The 14,518-nt window shown below is 71.8% G+C and carries 10 protein-coding genes, 2 tRNA genes and 1 pseudogene; 7 read left to right on the plus strand and 6 right to left on the minus strand.

What is annotated here, in order from left to right; all coding sequences use genetic code 11:
- The first annotated feature begins 20 nt into the window (after window positions 1–20).
- Window positions 21–1,700: a long-chain fatty acid--CoA ligase gene (locus IE239_RS06435; protein WP_190148267.1), complete on the plus strand. Its 1,680-nt coding sequence runs from the start codon at window positions 21–23 to the stop codon at window positions 1,698–1,700.
- A 324-nt stretch (window positions 1,701–2,024) separates the two neighbouring features.
- Here IE239_RS06435 and IE239_RS06440 read toward each other — a convergent pair whose 3' ends face one another.
- A complete protein-coding gene (locus IE239_RS06440; RefSeq protein ID WP_229877842.1) occupies window positions 2,025–3,263 on the minus strand; it encodes an MFS transporter in 1,239 nt (412 codons plus the stop codon).
- A gap of 131 nt (window positions 3,264–3,394) precedes the next feature.
- Here IE239_RS06440 and IE239_RS06445 point away from each other — a divergent pair, with 131 nt between their 5' ends.
- On the plus strand, window positions 3,395–3,976 hold the full coding sequence (locus IE239_RS06445; RefSeq protein WP_190148268.1) for a TetR/AcrR family transcriptional regulator: 582 nt from the start codon (window positions 3,395–3,397) through the stop codon (window positions 3,974–3,976).
- A 92-nt stretch (window positions 3,977–4,068) separates the two neighbouring features.
- On the opposite strand, the gene IE239_RS06450 is transcribed toward IE239_RS06445, so the two are convergent.
- Both IE239_RS06450 and IE239_RS06455 read right to left on the minus strand, forming a co-directional pair.
- Window positions 4,069–8,646 (minus strand): hybrid sensor histidine kinase/response regulator, encoded by a 4,578-nt coding sequence (locus IE239_RS06450; RefSeq protein WP_190148269.1) that lies wholly within the window; start codon window positions 8,644–8,646, stop codon window positions 4,069–4,071.
- Window positions 8,647–9,199: 553 nt separating this feature from the next.
- Window positions 9,200–9,730 (minus strand): SSI family serine proteinase inhibitor, encoded by a 531-nt coding sequence (locus IE239_RS06455; RefSeq protein WP_190148270.1) that lies wholly within the window; start codon window positions 9,728–9,730, stop codon window positions 9,200–9,202.
- 157 nt (window positions 9,731–9,887) lie between these two features.
- On the opposite strand from IE239_RS06455, the gene IE239_RS06460 reads away from it, so the two are divergent.
- Together IE239_RS06460 and IE239_RS06465 are read left to right on the plus strand one after the other, a co-directional pair.
- Window positions 9,888–9,978 (plus strand) — tRNA-Ser (locus IE239_RS06460).
- Between the two features lie 241 nt (window positions 9,979–10,219).
- A tRNA-Arg gene (locus tag IE239_RS06465) sits at window positions 10,220–10,292 on the plus strand.
- Between the two features lie 155 nt (window positions 10,293–10,447).
- On the opposite strand, the gene IE239_RS06470 is transcribed toward IE239_RS06465, so the two are convergent.
- The gene (locus IE239_RS06470; RefSeq protein ID WP_190148271.1) at window positions 10,448–10,747 is read right to left on the minus strand and encodes a hypothetical protein; all 300 of its coding nucleotides are present in this window, start codon (window positions 10,745–10,747) and stop codon (window positions 10,448–10,450) included.
- A 131-nt stretch (window positions 10,748–10,878) separates the two neighbouring features.
- Between IE239_RS06470 and IE239_RS06475 the strand changes: the two genes are divergently transcribed.
- Window positions 10,879–11,979, plus strand: a complete 1,101-nt coding sequence (locus IE239_RS06475) for an META domain-containing protein (protein ID WP_229877844.1) — start codon at window positions 10,879–10,881, stop codon at window positions 11,977–11,979.
- A gap of 230 nt (window positions 11,980–12,209) precedes the next feature.
- On the opposite strand, the gene IE239_RS41835 is transcribed toward IE239_RS06475, so the two are convergent.
- Window positions 12,210–12,416, minus strand: a complete 207-nt coding sequence (locus IE239_RS41835) for a hypothetical protein (RefSeq protein WP_229877857.1) — start codon at window positions 12,414–12,416, stop codon at window positions 12,210–12,212.
- Here IE239_RS41835 and IE239_RS41840 point away from each other — a divergent pair.
- Window positions 12,330–12,626 (plus strand): hypothetical protein, encoded by a 297-nt coding sequence (locus IE239_RS41840; protein ID WP_229877855.1) that lies wholly within the window; start codon window positions 12,330–12,332, stop codon window positions 12,624–12,626. The genes IE239_RS41835 and IE239_RS41840 overlap by 87 nt on opposite strands.
- Here the strand turns inward: IE239_RS41840 and IE239_RS06485 are convergent.
- Complete coding sequence (locus tag IE239_RS06485; protein ID WP_190148272.1) at window positions 12,559–14,082, minus strand: FAD-binding oxidoreductase; 1,524 nt, start codon at window positions 14,080–14,082, stop codon at window positions 12,559–12,561. The two genes, IE239_RS41840 and IE239_RS06485, sit on opposite strands and share 68 nt — an antisense overlap.
- A 260-nt stretch (window positions 14,083–14,342) precedes the next feature.
- On the opposite strand from IE239_RS06485, the pseudogene IE239_RS41845 reads away from it, so the two are divergent.
- Window positions 14,343–14,458, plus strand: a pseudogene (locus IE239_RS41845) (XRE family transcriptional regulator); the annotation flags it as partial.
- Between the last annotated feature and the right edge of the window lie 60 nt (window positions 14,459–14,518).

Raw genomic sequence — 14,518 nt, forward strand, 5'->3', positions numbered from 1 at the left:
CGATTACCACCGCGTAGGCAATGTTGCCGCCCTGGGAGGACGCCGTGCTGAGCACCATGCAGGACGTACCGCTGCTCATCTCTAGGATCCTGACCCACGGGGCGAAGATCCACGGGACGTCGCAGGTGAGCACCTGGACGGGCGAGGGCGAGCCGCAGCGCCGCTCCTTCGCCGAGATCGGCGACCGCGCGGCCCAGCTGGCGCACGCCCTGCGCGACGACCTCGGAGTGACCGGCGACGACCGGGTCGCCACACTCATGTGGAACAACGCCGAGCACGTCGAGGCCTACTTCGCGATCCCCTCCATGGGCGCCGTGCTGCACACCCTCAACCTGCGCCTGCCCGCGGAGCAGCTCGCATGGATCGTCGACCACGCCGCCGACAAGGTCGTCATGGTCAACGGCTCCCTGCTGCCCCTGCTCGCGCCGCTGCTCCCGCGCCTGCGGACGGTCGAGCACGTCGTGGTGACCGGCCCCGGCGACCGTTCCCTCCTGGACGGCGCCCACGCGCGCGTGCATGAGTACGAGGAACTCCTCACGGGGAAGCCCGTGACGTACGACTGGCCCGAGCTGGACGAACGCTCGGCGGCCGCCATGTGCTACACCTCGGGCACCACCGGCGACCCCAAGGGCGTGGTCTACAGCCACCGGTCGATCTACCTGCACTCGATGCAGGTGAACATGACCGAGTCGATGGGCCTCACCGACGAGGACACCTCCCTCGTCGTCGTCCCGCAGTTCCACGTCAACGCCTGGGGCCTGCCGCACGCCACCTTCATGACCGGCGTCAACATGCTGATGCCGGACCGCTTCCTGCAGCCCGCGCCGCTCGCCGAGATGATCGAGAGCGAGCGGCCGACCCACGCGGCGGCGGTCCCCACCATCTGGCAGGGCCTGCTCACGGAGCTCACCGCCAAGCCGCGGGACGTCTCCACCCTCACCCAGGTCACCATCGGCGGCGCGGCCTGTCCGCCCTCCCTGATGGCCGCCTTCGACGAGCTGGGCATGCGCGTCTGCCACGCGTGGGGCATGACGGAGACCTCTCCGCTCGGCACCGTCGCCCGCCCGCCGGCCCACGCCATCGGCACCGACCAGGAGTTCGCGTACCGCATCACCCAGGGCCGCTTCCCGGCCGGCGTCGAGGGCCGGCTCATGGGCCGCGACGGCGAACTCCTGCCCTGGGACGGGGAGTCCGCGGGCGAGCTGGAGGTGCGCGGCATGTGGATCGCGGGCGCCTACTACAACGGCCCCGACGCCGAACCCCTGCGCCCTGCCGACAAGTTCAGCGAGGACGGCTGGCTGAAGACCGGTGACGTCGGCACCATCTCCCCCGACGGCTTCCTCACCCTCACCGACCGTGCGAAGGACGTCATCAAGTCCGGCGGCGAGTGGATCTCGTCGGTCGAGCTGGAGAACGCGCTGATGGCCCACCCCGACGTCATGGAGGCCGCAGTCGTCGCCGTCCCGGACGAGAAGTGGGGCGAGCGCCCGCTGGCCACGGTCGTCCTCAAGGAGGGATCCACCGCCGACTTCGCGTCGCTGCGCGCCTTCCTCGCCGACGAGGGCGGGATCGCCAGATGGCAGCTCCCCGAGCGCTGGACGATCGTCGAGGCCGTCCCGAAGACGAGCGTGGGCAAGTTCGACAAAAAGGTGCTCCGCCGGCAGTACGCCGAGGGCGAGCTGGACATCACCCGCCTCTGAGCGCCGGCGCCGCGTCCCACACCGGTACGCGGCCTGCGCGGGGCGGTCCGCGGGGCGAGCGGGCGCGCCTGGGCCTGGCGGGCACCTGGGCCGAGCGGGGGGTGGGCTTGGGGCGAGCGGGGCGTGGGGCGTGTGCCGGTACGCCGGACGGGGCCGGTCAGGGCCGGTCAGGTCAGGTCTGGTCAGGTCACGTGGTGACGCCCGTCCGGCGCGCCGCTGCCGGACGGGCGTCTCGCGAGCCTGTCCGGCGTGCGGAACCCGTCCCACGTACGGCGGCCGTCCTGGGTAGGGCGGCCGGGGGCCGGTGGCGCCGGCCGGGGGATCTCACCTTGTGCCCTGCCCGGCGGGCCGGCGTCGTCCGGCCGTGGTGCTCCAGCCCAGGAGCAGCCACGCGCCCGCCACCGCGACGACCCCGCCCCAGCCGAAGCTCGCGAAGGCGAGGCCGGCCAGGGCCGAAGCGGTGGCCCCGCCCGCGAAGCCCGCGACGACATAGGCGCTGTTGGCGGTCGCCGGTGCGGAGGTGGTCGTCAGGGCGAGGGTCTGGTTGGCGACGTGGGACGTGACGAGAGCCGCGTGGATCACGATCGCGGCCACGAACAGCGCCGCGAGGACGTGCCCGCCCAGCCAGAACAGCGGAACCGAGACGGCGGCGAGAAGGTACGCGCCGCGGACCGTGTTCGCCGCGCCGAAGCGGTCGACCAGGCCTCCGGCCAGGGGCGCGACGACGCTGGCGGCCAGCCCGAAGAGTCCGAAGAGACCGGCGGTCGCGGTCGACAGACCGTACGAGCCGTCCGTCAGCAGCAGCGCGAGAGAGGTCCACAGGGCGCTCCAGGCGCCGTACATCCCCGCCTGCCGTACGCAGGCCCGCCACAGCTCGGGCGAGCGTCGCACCAGACCGGGCATCGCGGTGAGGCCGGCGAAGAGGTGGCCCTCACGGGTGCGCGGCTCTTCGGCGGGGAGCGCGGCCGCGGTCAGCAGCCCCAGAACGGTGGTGAGGACGGCCGCGCCGACGAACACCGCCCGCCAGCCGAAGGCCTGCCCGGCCAGTCCGCCGAGGACGCGGGCCGCGACGATGCCGGTGAACAGTCCGGCGATGACGGCGGCCACGTGACGGGCGCGCCGGTCGGCCGGGGCCCGTGCGGCGACCAGCGGGATGAGGAGCTGTGGGACGACCGTGGCGGCGGAGGCGACGAGCACGGCCGCCGCGAGGGCCGCGGCTCCGGTGGCGGCCGCGCCGGCGATCAGCGCCACGGCGGTGACCAGGGAGAGGACGGCGACCAGCCGCCGCCGGTTCACGCGGTCGCCGAGCGGGGCGAAGAACAGCAGGCCGGCCGCGTAGCCGAACTGGGCGACCGAGGCGATCCAGGCCACCGCCGAGGGCGTCGAGCCGAAGTCGTGGGCGATGAGGGGGAGCAGCGGGGCCGCGAGGTAGATGTTGGCGGCTGTGACGGCGGCGCACAGAGCGATGAGGACCAGGAGGAGGTTCCGGCTCCGGTGCGTGGCCGGATCATCCTGGATCCGCCGACGTGTGGCGGCCGGTGTGCGGGTGACTGTGGGCGACATGGGGGAGACGCTCCTTCTAGGCGGCTCAGTCAACCAACCAGTTGGTTGGATCGATGGGTGTAACAGTGCGGGGCGGCCGTCGATTCCCTGTCAACCAACTGGTTGGTTATGCGCCTCGCTACGATGTCCTCATGGCAACCACCAGGGATCCCGAGGCCACCCGCGCCCGGATCTTCGAGGCCGCCGTCGCGGAGTTCGCCCGCCACGGCATCGCGGGCGCGCGCATCGACCGCATCGCCGCCGAGGCCAAGGCGAACAAACAGCTGATCTACGCCTACTTCGGCAACAAGGCCCAGCTGTTCTCCCTGGTCCTCAGCCGCAGCATGGTGCACCTCGCGGCGGCCGTCCCCGTCGACCCGGACGACATCGACGGTTGGCTCGACCGGCTGATGGACTATCACGCCGCCCACCCCGAGCTGCTGCGTCTCCTCTACTGGGAGGGCATCGAGTACGGCACCGCCGAGCTGCCCGACGAGGCGGAACGCCGACAGCACTACGCGCTCAAGGTCGGCGCGATGCAGGACGGCCAGGACCGTGGCGTGATCACCGACGCGATCCCGGCCCCCGACCTGCTCTTCCTGCTGATCGCGATCGCCGACTGGGCCACCGTCGTCCCCCAGATGAGCCGCATCCTGGCGGGATCCGAGGACACCGACCGCGACCGTCTGCGCGCCTCCATCAAGGAGGCGGCCCGCAGGATCGTCGCGAACTGAGCTCAGGTCTCGGAGCCCGTCCTTGGCCGGTCGGGCTCCGACCGGCCAAGGACGGGCCGCATCCGGTGGACGGGCCGGTACTGCAGCGGTGTCTAGTTGGTGCCGATCCGCGACAGCAGGTCCACGATCCTGCTCTGCACCTCGGGGCTCGTCGACCGCTCGGCGAGAAAGAGGACCGTCTCCCCCGACGCGAGCCGCGGCAGGTCCGCCTGGTCCACGGCTGCCGTGTAGACGACCAGCGGGGTGCGGTTGAGCTGCCCGTTCGCCCGCAGCCAGTCCAGGATCCCGGCCTGCCGCCGATGCACCTGCATCAGGTCCATCACCACCAGGTTCGGCCGCAGCTGCCCGGCGAGGGTGACGGCGTCCGCGTCGCTGGCCGCCCTGGCCACCTGCATCCCGCGCCGCTCCAGCGTCGAGGTCAGCGCGAGGGCGATCTCGGCGTGCTCCTCGATGAGCAGCACCCGCGGCGGATGCTGCTCGCTGTCACGCGGCGCGAGAGCCTTCAGCAGGACGGCGGGGTCGGCGCCGTAGGCCGCCTCGCGCGTCGCCTGCCCGAGCCCGGCCGTGACCAGTACCGGGACCTCGGCGGCGACCGCGGCCGCTCGCAGTGACTGCAGCGCGGTGCGGGTGATCGGCCCGGTCAGCGGGTCCACGAACAGCGCCGCCGGGAACGCGGCGATCTGGGCGTCGACCTCCTCGCGCGAGTGCACGATCACCGGACGGTAGCCGCGGTCGCTGAGCGCCTGCTGCGTGTGGACGTCCGGCGCGGGCCACACCAGCAGCCGGCGCGGGTTGTCCAGCGGCTCCGGCGGCAGCTCGTCGTCCAGCGGCTGAGGCCTCGGCGGATCCGCCACCTCGACTGCCCCACCGGGACCGTCCAGCGGCTCGGGCCCCTCGGCGGCGTTCTCGTCCGGGGCTCCTATGGCGTACGACCGTCCGGCGCCGTCGGTGCCCGGACCGCCGGGCGCCGGCCGCGGCTGCCCCGCGAGCGAGGGGTGCGCCTGCGGTGCGGGCGTGGCCGGGCCCGCGGCCCCCGCGGCGGCCTGCGGTGCCGTGGGGATCGTCGGGATCGGGGGGGCCACGGGGGCCTGCCCGGCCTGGGGCGGGAGGGGCTGCTCGGCCGGCGGGTGCGGCCGGGCCGCCTGCTCCGGGCGGGTCGCCGGATCGGGCGGGGTCCCCAGCTTGCGACGCCGCCCGGAACCGCCGGCGGAGTGCGGAGCGGGGGTGGCCGAAGCCGACGGGGACGGTGCCTGGAGCACCTGCTGAGCGTGGTGAGCCTGCTGCACCTGCGCGGCCTGCCGGGTGAACGGCACGCCCTGGCCCAGGGTCCGCACGCTGATCGCACGCCCCTGAGTGGAGTGGGGGTCCATGGCCGGAGCGGCCGCGGCCTCGGCGGGCAGTGGCTGTGCGACCCGCGGCTGTCCGACGGCGGCTTCGGGCGGAAGCGGGGTGCCTCCCCCAGGAGTCGGCGTGAGCGGGGCGGCCTGCGCGGCCTGCGCGGGGGCCGTCGTGCCGTTCGGCGCTACCGGGGCGCTCGGCACGGCCCCCGGCGCCGCTTCGGCCGGCAGCGGCCGCCCCTGACCGGGCGCCTGCGGCGCGACGGCGCCCACAGGAACGCCGGGAGCGGCCTGAGCTGCGGCGGGCTGCCCGGGCAAGGGCTGCCCCGGGACGGCGACGGGGGCCGGGACGGGCTGAGCACCGACGACAGGCTGCCCGGCCTGCGCCTGCGCCTGTGCCTGCGGCTGGACCTGAGCCGGGACGGCGGCCTGGGCCACCATGGGTCCGGCCTGTCCGGGCACGCCGTCGCCTTCGGCGGGCGGCTGGGCGACGGCGCGACGGCGTCGGCCGGTGGGGGCGTTCGTGGGGTGCGGCTGGGGCGGCGTGTGGTCGTCGGACTGGTCGTGCGTGACGGCGTCATGCCGCCCGTGGTCCGTCGCCGGGCCGTCCATGGACCCCTGGACCGGGGCTTGGACGGGCGCTTGGACCGGTGTTTGGGCCGGTGCCTGCGCCTGTGCGGGAATCGGCGTCTGCACGGGGAGGGGGGCGGGCACGGGCCCGGGAGCCTGCGCCGGAATCGGGGACTGCGCCGGAACGTGAACCGCTCCGGGCCCGGAGAGCCCTCCCGCTCCGGGGACCGCTCCGGCTCCCGGTGCAGGAAGGGGGCCGGCGCCCGCAGGGGGCACCGGCCCCACGGCGCGGGCCTGGTCCGCCGCGCTGGTGCCGCCGGGACCGTCCGGTGTCCGGTCCGCCGTCGCGGGCGGCAGGGCGAACACCGCGCGGGGCCCCGCCTCCTGGGCGGCGGCGCGCTCGTTCGCGGCGGCCAGGGCACGTCGCCGACGCCCCGTCGGCTGCCCGCTCTCCGCATCCGCCTCGGGACCCGTCCCGGCGCCGGTGCCCGTGCCTGACGTCGTGTTCGACATGCCCTGGGGGTCCGCCGGTGCGCTCGCGAGCGCGGGCAGGGCGGGCGGCAGGGCGTTCTGCGGCTGCTGCTCGTCCGGCGCGTGTCGGGCCCGCCGTCCGCCCGGAGCGGGGACGCCCTGCGGCGGGACGGTGCCGCCGAGTCCCGTGCCCGAGGCCGCGGTTCCCGCCGCGTGCTCCGCCGCCATGACGACGGCGCCCTCGCTCACCCCGCTGTCGGCACCCGCGCTCCCCACGACGGCGACCTCGGCCGACCGCCCGCGCCGCCGCCCGGTGCCGCCGGGACCGTCCGCGCTGTCCGCGCCGTCGGCCTCGCCCACCGCGGGCGGAAGCTCGCCCGGGGTCTCCTGTGCGGCCGGGCCGCGCCTGCGCCGGCGTCCGGTCGGCGCCGACGCGTCCGCGTCCGCGCCGCCCTCCGCACCGGGGAGCGGAGCCTCGCTCTCCAGGAACGCGTCCACGGAGGACCGCCGGGCCCGCCGACGTCCACCGACCCCCTGCTCGGCCGGGACGGCCTCCTCCGCGACGGCGCCCGGACCGGCCGCGAGGGCGGGCAGCGCCATGGCCGCCGGAGCGGCGACGGCCCCCGCCCCGCCGCCGAGCGGCACCTCCAGCACATAGGCGCTGCCGCTCATGCCCGGCACCTCGTGCGTCTGCAGCACGCCGCCGTGCGCCCGCACGATGCCCCGCACGATCGGCTCGTGCACGGGGTCGCCGCCCGCGTAGGGTCCGCGCACCTCGATGCGCACGACCTCACCGCGCTGAGCGGCCGCCACCACGACGGTGTTGTCCATGTAACCGCCGAGCGAGACGGGCGCGTTGCCGGTCGCGTCCACGCCCGCGACGTCGGCCACGAGGTGCGCGAGCGCGGTCGCGAGGAGCCGCGCGTCGACCTCGGCCTCGATGGGCGGCGCGTGCACGGCGAACTGGACCCGGCCGGGCCCGATGAGATCGACCGCTCCGTCGACGCCGGCCGCGACGACGGCGTCCAGCATCACCTTCGTCCGGACGACGGCTTCCGCCCCCGTGTCCAGCCGCTGGTACCCGAGGACGTTGTCGATGAGCGTGGTGATCCGCGAGTAGCCGGCCGACAGGTGATGGAGCACCTGGTTGGCCTCCGGCCACAGCTGACCGGCGTCGTCCGCGGCGAGCGCCGCCAGCTCGCGGCGCAGTTCGTCCAGGGGGCCGCGCAGGGAGCCCCCGAGCAGGGTGAGCAGCTGCTCGTGCCGGCCGGCGAGGGCCTCGTACCGGTCCTTCTCCCGTTCGCCCAGCGCGGCGTAGCGGTCCTCGCCCGCCGCGAGCTCCTCCTCGTGCTGCTCCCGCAGCTCCTCCAGCTCGGTGACGTGCTGCTGGCGCAGTGCGGTGAGGTCGGAGGCGTGCTCCTCGGAGAGTTTCTCCAACTCCGCCGCGTGCCGCTTCTCGACGGACTCCTTCTCCTCGGCGAGGGCGTCGAAGGGCCGCCGGTCGGTGAAGGTCATGACGGCGCCGACGAGCTGATCGCCGTCGCGCACGGGCGCGGTCGTCAGATCGACCGCGACCCTGTCACCGCTCTTGGACCACAGCACCTGCCCGCGCACTCGGTGCTTGCGTCCGGAGCGCAGCGTGTCGGCGAGCGGCGACTCGTCGTACGCGAAGGGCGAGCCGTCGGCGCGCGAGTGCAGCACGAGGTCGTGCAGCTCCTTGCCGCCGAGATCGCTGGCCCGGTATCCCAGAATCTGGGCGGCTGCCGGGTTGACGAGCACGATCCGCCCGTCGGTGTCGGTGCCGACGACGCCCTCGGACGCGGCCCGCAGGATCATCTCGGTCTGCCGCTGTGAACGCGCCAGCTCGGCCTCGGTGTCGACGGTGCCGGAGAGATCGCGCACGACGAGCATCAGCAGCTCGTCGGAGGCGGAGGTGTAGCCGTAGCCGTCGTAGGCCTGCTGGCCGTTCTCGAGGTTCGCGCTGGTGACCTCGACCGGGAACTCGGCGCCGTCGGTCCGGCGGGCGACCATCCGGGTCGGCTTGGTCCGGCCGCGCGGGTCCATGTGGTCGGGCCGCCGCATGGAGCCCGGGATCAGCTTGGAGTCGAACTGCGGGAGGAGATCGAGCAGCCCCCGCCCCACCAGCGCCGTGCCCGGGGTCTCGAAGGCCTCGAGCGCGATGGTGTTCGCGTTGACGACGGTCCCGTTGGCGTTGACCAGCAACAACGCGTCGGGAAGAGCGTCGAGTATGGCTGCGAGGCGAGCAGCGCCTCGGGATGGCCTGCTGCTCACGAGTCGCTTCCTCCCTGTTACCGCACTTTGTCGACCGCTCGGGCCATCTTGCCAACCGGTCCGCAGCGTGTCACGCGAGGGAGTCTAAGGGCTGGGGTCCCTCCGGCGACGCCGGATGAGAGGGAGCTCGCACGACGAAGCGCCACAGAACGTATGTCCGTGCCCGTCCTCACCCGCTCTGCCGCCCGCCGGCCTGCCGCGAAGCCGGCTCGGCGTCCGCCCGGGCGATCCCGCGACTTCGCGGGACCTTCGCCCGACCTTTACGGAACGGGTGCTTCCGCCCCGCACGACCTGTACGCGCCCGCCGCCCGCCGAACGAGGAACCACTCGACGCAGGAACCACTGACCGAGGACCCACTGAACGAGGGAACGAGGGAACGCCCGGACGACCTGCCCCCGCCCCCTGCGCACGCCCATACCGGAAACCCGAGACTCCGGGCTTTCAGCTTGCAGCTCCCGGCTTCCGGGTTCCGTGCTTCGGGTGAGTGCTCCAGGGCCCGCCGACCCGTGGGTGAGGTCCGGCGCCTCGCCTCCCGGGGTCCGGCCGGCCGGGTCAACGACGCACCGGGCGCATATCGGGCAGCAGCGGCACGAGCCGGTCCCACCGCTCGATCTCACAACCGTTGCTGCGGTCGTACGACGCGTCGACCGGCCGCCCCGCCCAGCGTCCGGTGACATGCGCGGTGGCCGGGCCGCCGTACCGCATCGTGCAGACACCGCCCTCGGGTACGGGCGCGAACACCTCCCGGCCCCACCGGGTGTCCCGGTCGACCGCGCCGCACGCGCCGGTCGCGTCCGGATGACTGCCGCCGTCCGGGTGGCAGTACACCTCGAAGGTCCCGTCCGCCCGTGCGCCGGCGTGCCGGACGGTGACGGTGAGGTGGTCGCCGGAGACCTGGTCCTCCTCCCGGACGGGCGGAGGCGCGAGGGGTACGGCGCCGCCGACGAGCGGCCTGACGGCGGTGAGCGCGTCGACCGTCCCGGCGTACGCGGCGCCGGGGCCCGCGCCGGAGGCGGCGACCACGGCGGCGCAGGCGACGGAGGCGGTGACGGCGAGCCGTCGGAGCGGGGTGACCTGGGGCATGACCGGACTAACGGCCCACCGCCGAGTACGTTGCGCCCGGCAATGCCTTTGCCCTGTGACCGGGGTGCCTAGTACCGTGGAGGCCGATTGGTGACACGACGCTCGACTGTGTCATCATCTGCAACGCACCACTCGCACACACGCGAGCGGTTGTGCTGGAGGCGTCGCCTAGTCCGGTCTATGGCGCCGCACTGCTAATGCGGTTTGGGACTTCAATCCCATCGAGGGTTCAAATCCCTCCGCCTCCGCTCGAACGACGAAGCCCCGGTCCCCGCGACCGGGGCTTCGTCGTTCCCCCACCTCGATCCGACCGCTCCGCCCCTCCCGGCCGGACCAGGCTCCCGAACCCGTCTCTGGAGGGGTTTTCGCAGGTCACAATGGGTATGGCAAACGGATTTCACATGACGGCGGCAGTCATGTAATGTTCTTCCTGTCGCCGCGAGCGGGCCGGAAGGGCCGGGAGCAGAAGACAGAAAAATCGAATAACAAGCACTCGTAGCTTAACGGATAGAGCATCTGACTACGGATCAGAAGGTTGCAGGTTCGAATCCTGCCGAGTGCACAGCAGACCAGAGGCCCTGAGGATCACTCCTTAGGGCCTCTGGCTTTTACGTTGACGGCAGTGTTTGACGGCAACCGCCTCAGCCGACGGGAAGTACTCTGGCCTGCCACTGCTTGAAGAAGCGGGGATACCTGCACCCGGCCGGAGCATGTGCGTCAGACGGTCGCGGCCAGCCAGCCGATGGTTTCGGTGGTGTGCTTGCCGTCGCTCTTGGCGGCACCGGCGTACACCTCGTTCAGGCGGATGAGGAAGCCCGTGTCGGTGACGTCATGGAGGCGGATGCCCGGCGTCTCCGGGCCGTTGAAGGTCTGGGTCAGCGGGAAGACGACGACGTTGGAACCCGACGGGAACGGGCTGGGGAACGTGACGCGCGTGAAGGTCGAGGTGTTACCGCCGCTCGTCTCGATCGGGTCGTCAGACCTCAGGTCGATCTTGCCGGTCTGGATGAAGCTCATGGTCGACTTCCTTCGTGTGAGGGTGCGATTGCCTGGCCGTGTTCGGCGTCTGACGGGAGGCTTGTCGCCAAATCGGCCCTATATGTCGAAGTCCTGCGAACGAGTGATCGCATTTCGGACAGCAGCTGAACGTGCGCTTCCTTGCTCTTCATGGGCGGCTGGACAGCTGCGAGGGCACCGGCCGAGCCATCGTCATCGTCCGGATCGTTGCCGTCACCTCTCAGGGCGTCCCCCACTCCATCGAACGCCGAGCGCTGCGAGTCGAGCCGGACGAAGGTGTGTTCTTCACTCCGGCGGTGTGGAGGGCTCCGACCCCTGGGAGGGTTCGCCTTCAATGCCTCCCCGAAGCTGTCCGCCGCTCAGATCCGCGACCTGGCCGACCTGCGCCGGCTTCACGTGAACGTTTCACCTACCTCGGCCGTCCCCGTGGCATGAATAAGCAGCGACTGACTTTCACCTCCCTGATCCTGCTTCCGCTCGTGGTGTCCTGTGGCAGCGAGATGGGCAGCGTCTCCGTCGGCTCGGGCCTCTCCACGGACTCTGTCACCGGTGTCCGCTGGGCTGTCGACAGCCTTACCGTCGATGGCAAGCAGACGGCGGCACCCAAAGGCGCGTCTCTGGAGATCGGCAAGAACGGCAAGGTCCACGGCAGCACGGGCTGCAACAACTTCCGAGCCACCGCAAAGATGACCGGCGGCAGCATCACGTTCGAGGGTGCGGGTTTCACCGAGATGGCCTGCGACGACGTCCCGCTCGCCTTCGAGGACTCACTGCACAGCACCCTCACCGGGGGCAGGCTGGAGGCCCGGATCAAGGGCGGCGGGCTGACGCTCACTTCCGACAGCGGCGACAAAGTGCAGCTCAGCGAGGAGAAGCCCGCGCAGCTGTACGGCATCAAGTGGACAGTGGACGCGCTCGTCGACGACAACACGGCCCGTGCGCTCCCGCCGGGCGCCGACGGCAAGGTGTGGTTCACGCTTGACAAGAAGTCCAGCAGGTTCACCGGCAGCCTCGGCTGCAACCGGGTCACCGCCCAAGCGACCGTACGAGACGGGCACATCACCCTCGGCCCTCTCGGCACCACCCGACGGATGTGCTCCGGCGCACTCATGGAAACCGAACGAGCCATGCAGGATCTGCTTCAGAAGAAGATCGCTTACGAAGGCGATCACCGCGGCATCACACTGACTGGTGACAACGGCCAGGGGATCAGCGCCACCCCCGGGAACTGACCACGGTCGCCCGCCTTTCCTGCAACGGGACCCCTGACCTTGGCAGACTTTCTTCGCCGATCATTGATCTACCAGGTGGCCCCGCAGGGCCTGGGCGCAGTCGCCGGGCATCCGGTTCGTGACCGTCTGCCAGGTTGGCCGGCAGGGGGGAGCGAAGCAGGCACGGCTTCCAAGATCATGGAGTTCTCGACGCCCCGTGACCTGCCTGGAAGAGCGTGCCTGCCGAAGCATCATCTCTGATCCCGCCTGCCCTTGACCAACTCCGCGAGCATCCAGGACTCGCGCCGGGCGAAGTGCCTGGACTGCTGGGCCGCCTCGCCCAGGTGCCCGATCCACGTGATCCGCGTGGAGTGCGCCACGCTCTGGTCGGCGTTCTTGCCCTGGCTGCCTGCGCGGTGCTGGCGGGGGCAACGTCGCTGCTCGCGGTCGGCGGCCACCGCCCCCCTGGTCCAGCGCCTCGAAGAACTTCGCCTTCAGCACCTCAAAATCCACGATCCCCGCAACTCCCTGAGCTCCAGGGTGTTGCGGGGATCAGTAGAACCAGCGGTGGAGAGGGGGCTCCGTCAGTGCTCGGTCGGGTCAGCAGACCGCGGGCGGGATGCTCTGGTCGTACTGGAAGACGTTCTGCGGGTCGTATTTCGCCTTGATCTTGCGCAGGCGGTCGAAGTTGTTCCGCCAGTAGGCGGTCTCCCAGTCCTGCGTGCCGATGTTCGGCACGTTGACGTAGGCGCCGTCCACGTAGGGGCGCAGCTCCTGGCTGAACTCGGCGATCCAGGCCTGGGCCTGCGGGGTGAGCGGGTCGCAGATGCCCGGCTGGTCGCTGCGCTTGCCCCAGCCGACGCCGGGCTCGGCGTAGAAGAGCGCGTCGCGGTGCGGGAACGCCGTGCCGCCTCGGGGGCTCCTCCTGACGTTCCCGCCGAACGCCTGGAGGAAGTAGTTGCTGTCGTCCGTGGGGGCGTTCCTGATGAACGAGATGACCACGTCGATCGCCTTGGCCGGGAACGGCTTGCGGGCGAACTGCGAGTAGAACTTCCAGTTCGCGGGCTCGAGCTCGATCGGGATCTGGAATCCCGCGTACACGTCGCCCCAGTTGCCCACCTGCGTCGTGACCTGGGGGCTGCCGACCGACAGGAGCGGGGCCAGCAGCCTCTTCGTCTCCGCGGGGGTTCCCTCCGGGAGCACCGCGAACAGCAGGATCTGGTTCCGGTGGGCCTCGAGCTGGGTGCCGAGGCGGGCGTCGGTGAACGGCGCGGTGCGCTGGTAGGCCTCGAAGAGCCTGCGCAGGTCGCCGGTTCCGTCCCACGTCGCCTGGAGGTACGTGACGCTCTTCAGCGGCGCCAGCTTGTAGGTGAGCGAGGTGACGATGCCGAAGTTGCCGTTGCCCGCACCGCGCAGCGCCCACAGCAGATCCGAGTGGTGGTTCAGATCCACCTTGATCACCTTGGCGCACTCGTCGCCGTCCGCGACGACGATCTCGGCTCCGATGAGGCTGTCGCAGGCCATGCCGAGCCAGCGGGTCAGAAAGCCGAAGCCGCCGCCAAGCGTGGCGCCGGACAGACCCACGCTGCCTTCGGTGCCCGTCGTCACCGCGAAGTTCTGCTTCGCGAGCGTGGTCACCGCTTCTTCCTGGTTGAGTCCGGCGCCGACGGTCGCGACGCGGGCGTGGGCGTCGATGTGGACCGACTTCAGCTCGCTGATGTCGATCACGAGGCCGCTGTCGACGTTCGACCAGCCCTCCAGGCTGTGGCGGCCGCTGCGGATCCGCACCGCGGTGTCGTGCTGCCGTGCCCACGTCAGGGCGTTGACCACGTCCTGGGTGTTCTGGGCGAAGACGATGACCAGCGGATAGTGGGAGAAGAGCTGGTCCCAGCCCAGGCGCGCGTCCGTGTATCCGGGGTCGTGGGGGCGGACGATCCGGCCGGTCAGCTTCGCCGGCGGGCAGTGTCCGTGCCCTCCGTGCCCTCCGTGCGCTCCGCTCGCCGAAGCCTCCGTCACAGCGCTCGCCACGGGGGCTTCGGCGGCAGCGACACCCGGCACGACAACGGCGCCAGCGGCAGCTACCGCCGAATTCTTCAGCAGCCGACGCCGGGAAAAGTCGTTCATGGTCCGTGTCCTCTCAACCACCCGTGGGCGTGAATCGGTTCTTTATGGATCATTTAAGGCGAAGTGGACGGTAGCAAGGATGGTCACGGGGAGTCGTCTCGACACGCTCACCATCACGGCCAGGACGCCGGGCGCCGGAGGACCGTCTACGCGGAGATCCGTCCCAGCTCCAGGTGGAGCCAGGGCAGAGACTCTTCGGGGAACGGTCGGGCCGTGCCGTCGGCGTGCCAGTACGTGCGGGGAATCACGGGGAACAGCGGGTCCAACAGCGGGGCGACGAGGAGAAGTTCGGCCGCGGCATCTGGTCCCGTTGCCGTCTCGCGCTGATGCACTGCCGACCCTCATCGGGGTGCCGGGCATCGAGGTGCGGACCCATGCACCACACCCAACAGCTACGGCTTCGGCATTTTCTGGAGCACCGCAACCAGCCGTACAT

Source organism: Streptomyces humidus, from assembly GCF_014649655.1.
GTDB lineage: Bacteria > Actinomycetota > Actinomycetes > Streptomycetales > Streptomycetaceae > Streptomyces > Streptomyces humidus.

Coding starts and splice junctions, on each gene's coding strand:
- IE239_RS06485 (WP_190148272.1), bottom strand. CDS start 14,082: ATGAACGACTTTTCCCGGCGTCGGCTGCTGAAGAATTCGGCGGTAGCT.
- IE239_RS06435 (WP_190148267.1), top strand. CDS start 21: ATGTTGCCGCCCTGGGAGGACGCCGTGCTGAGCACCATGCAGGACGTA.
- IE239_RS06440 (WP_229877842.1), bottom strand. CDS start 3,263: ATGTCGCCCACAGTCACCCGCACACCGGCCGCCACACGTCGGCGGATC.
- IE239_RS06470 (WP_190148271.1), bottom strand. CDS start 10,747: ATGAGCTTCATCCAGACCGGCAAGATCGACCTGAGGTCTGACGACCCG.
- IE239_RS06455 (WP_190148270.1), bottom strand. CDS start 9,730: ATGCCCCAGGTCACCCCGCTCCGACGGCTCGCCGTCACCGCCTCCGTC.
- IE239_RS06445 (WP_190148268.1), top strand. CDS start 3,395: ATGGCAACCACCAGGGATCCCGAGGCCACCCGCGCCCGGATCTTCGAG.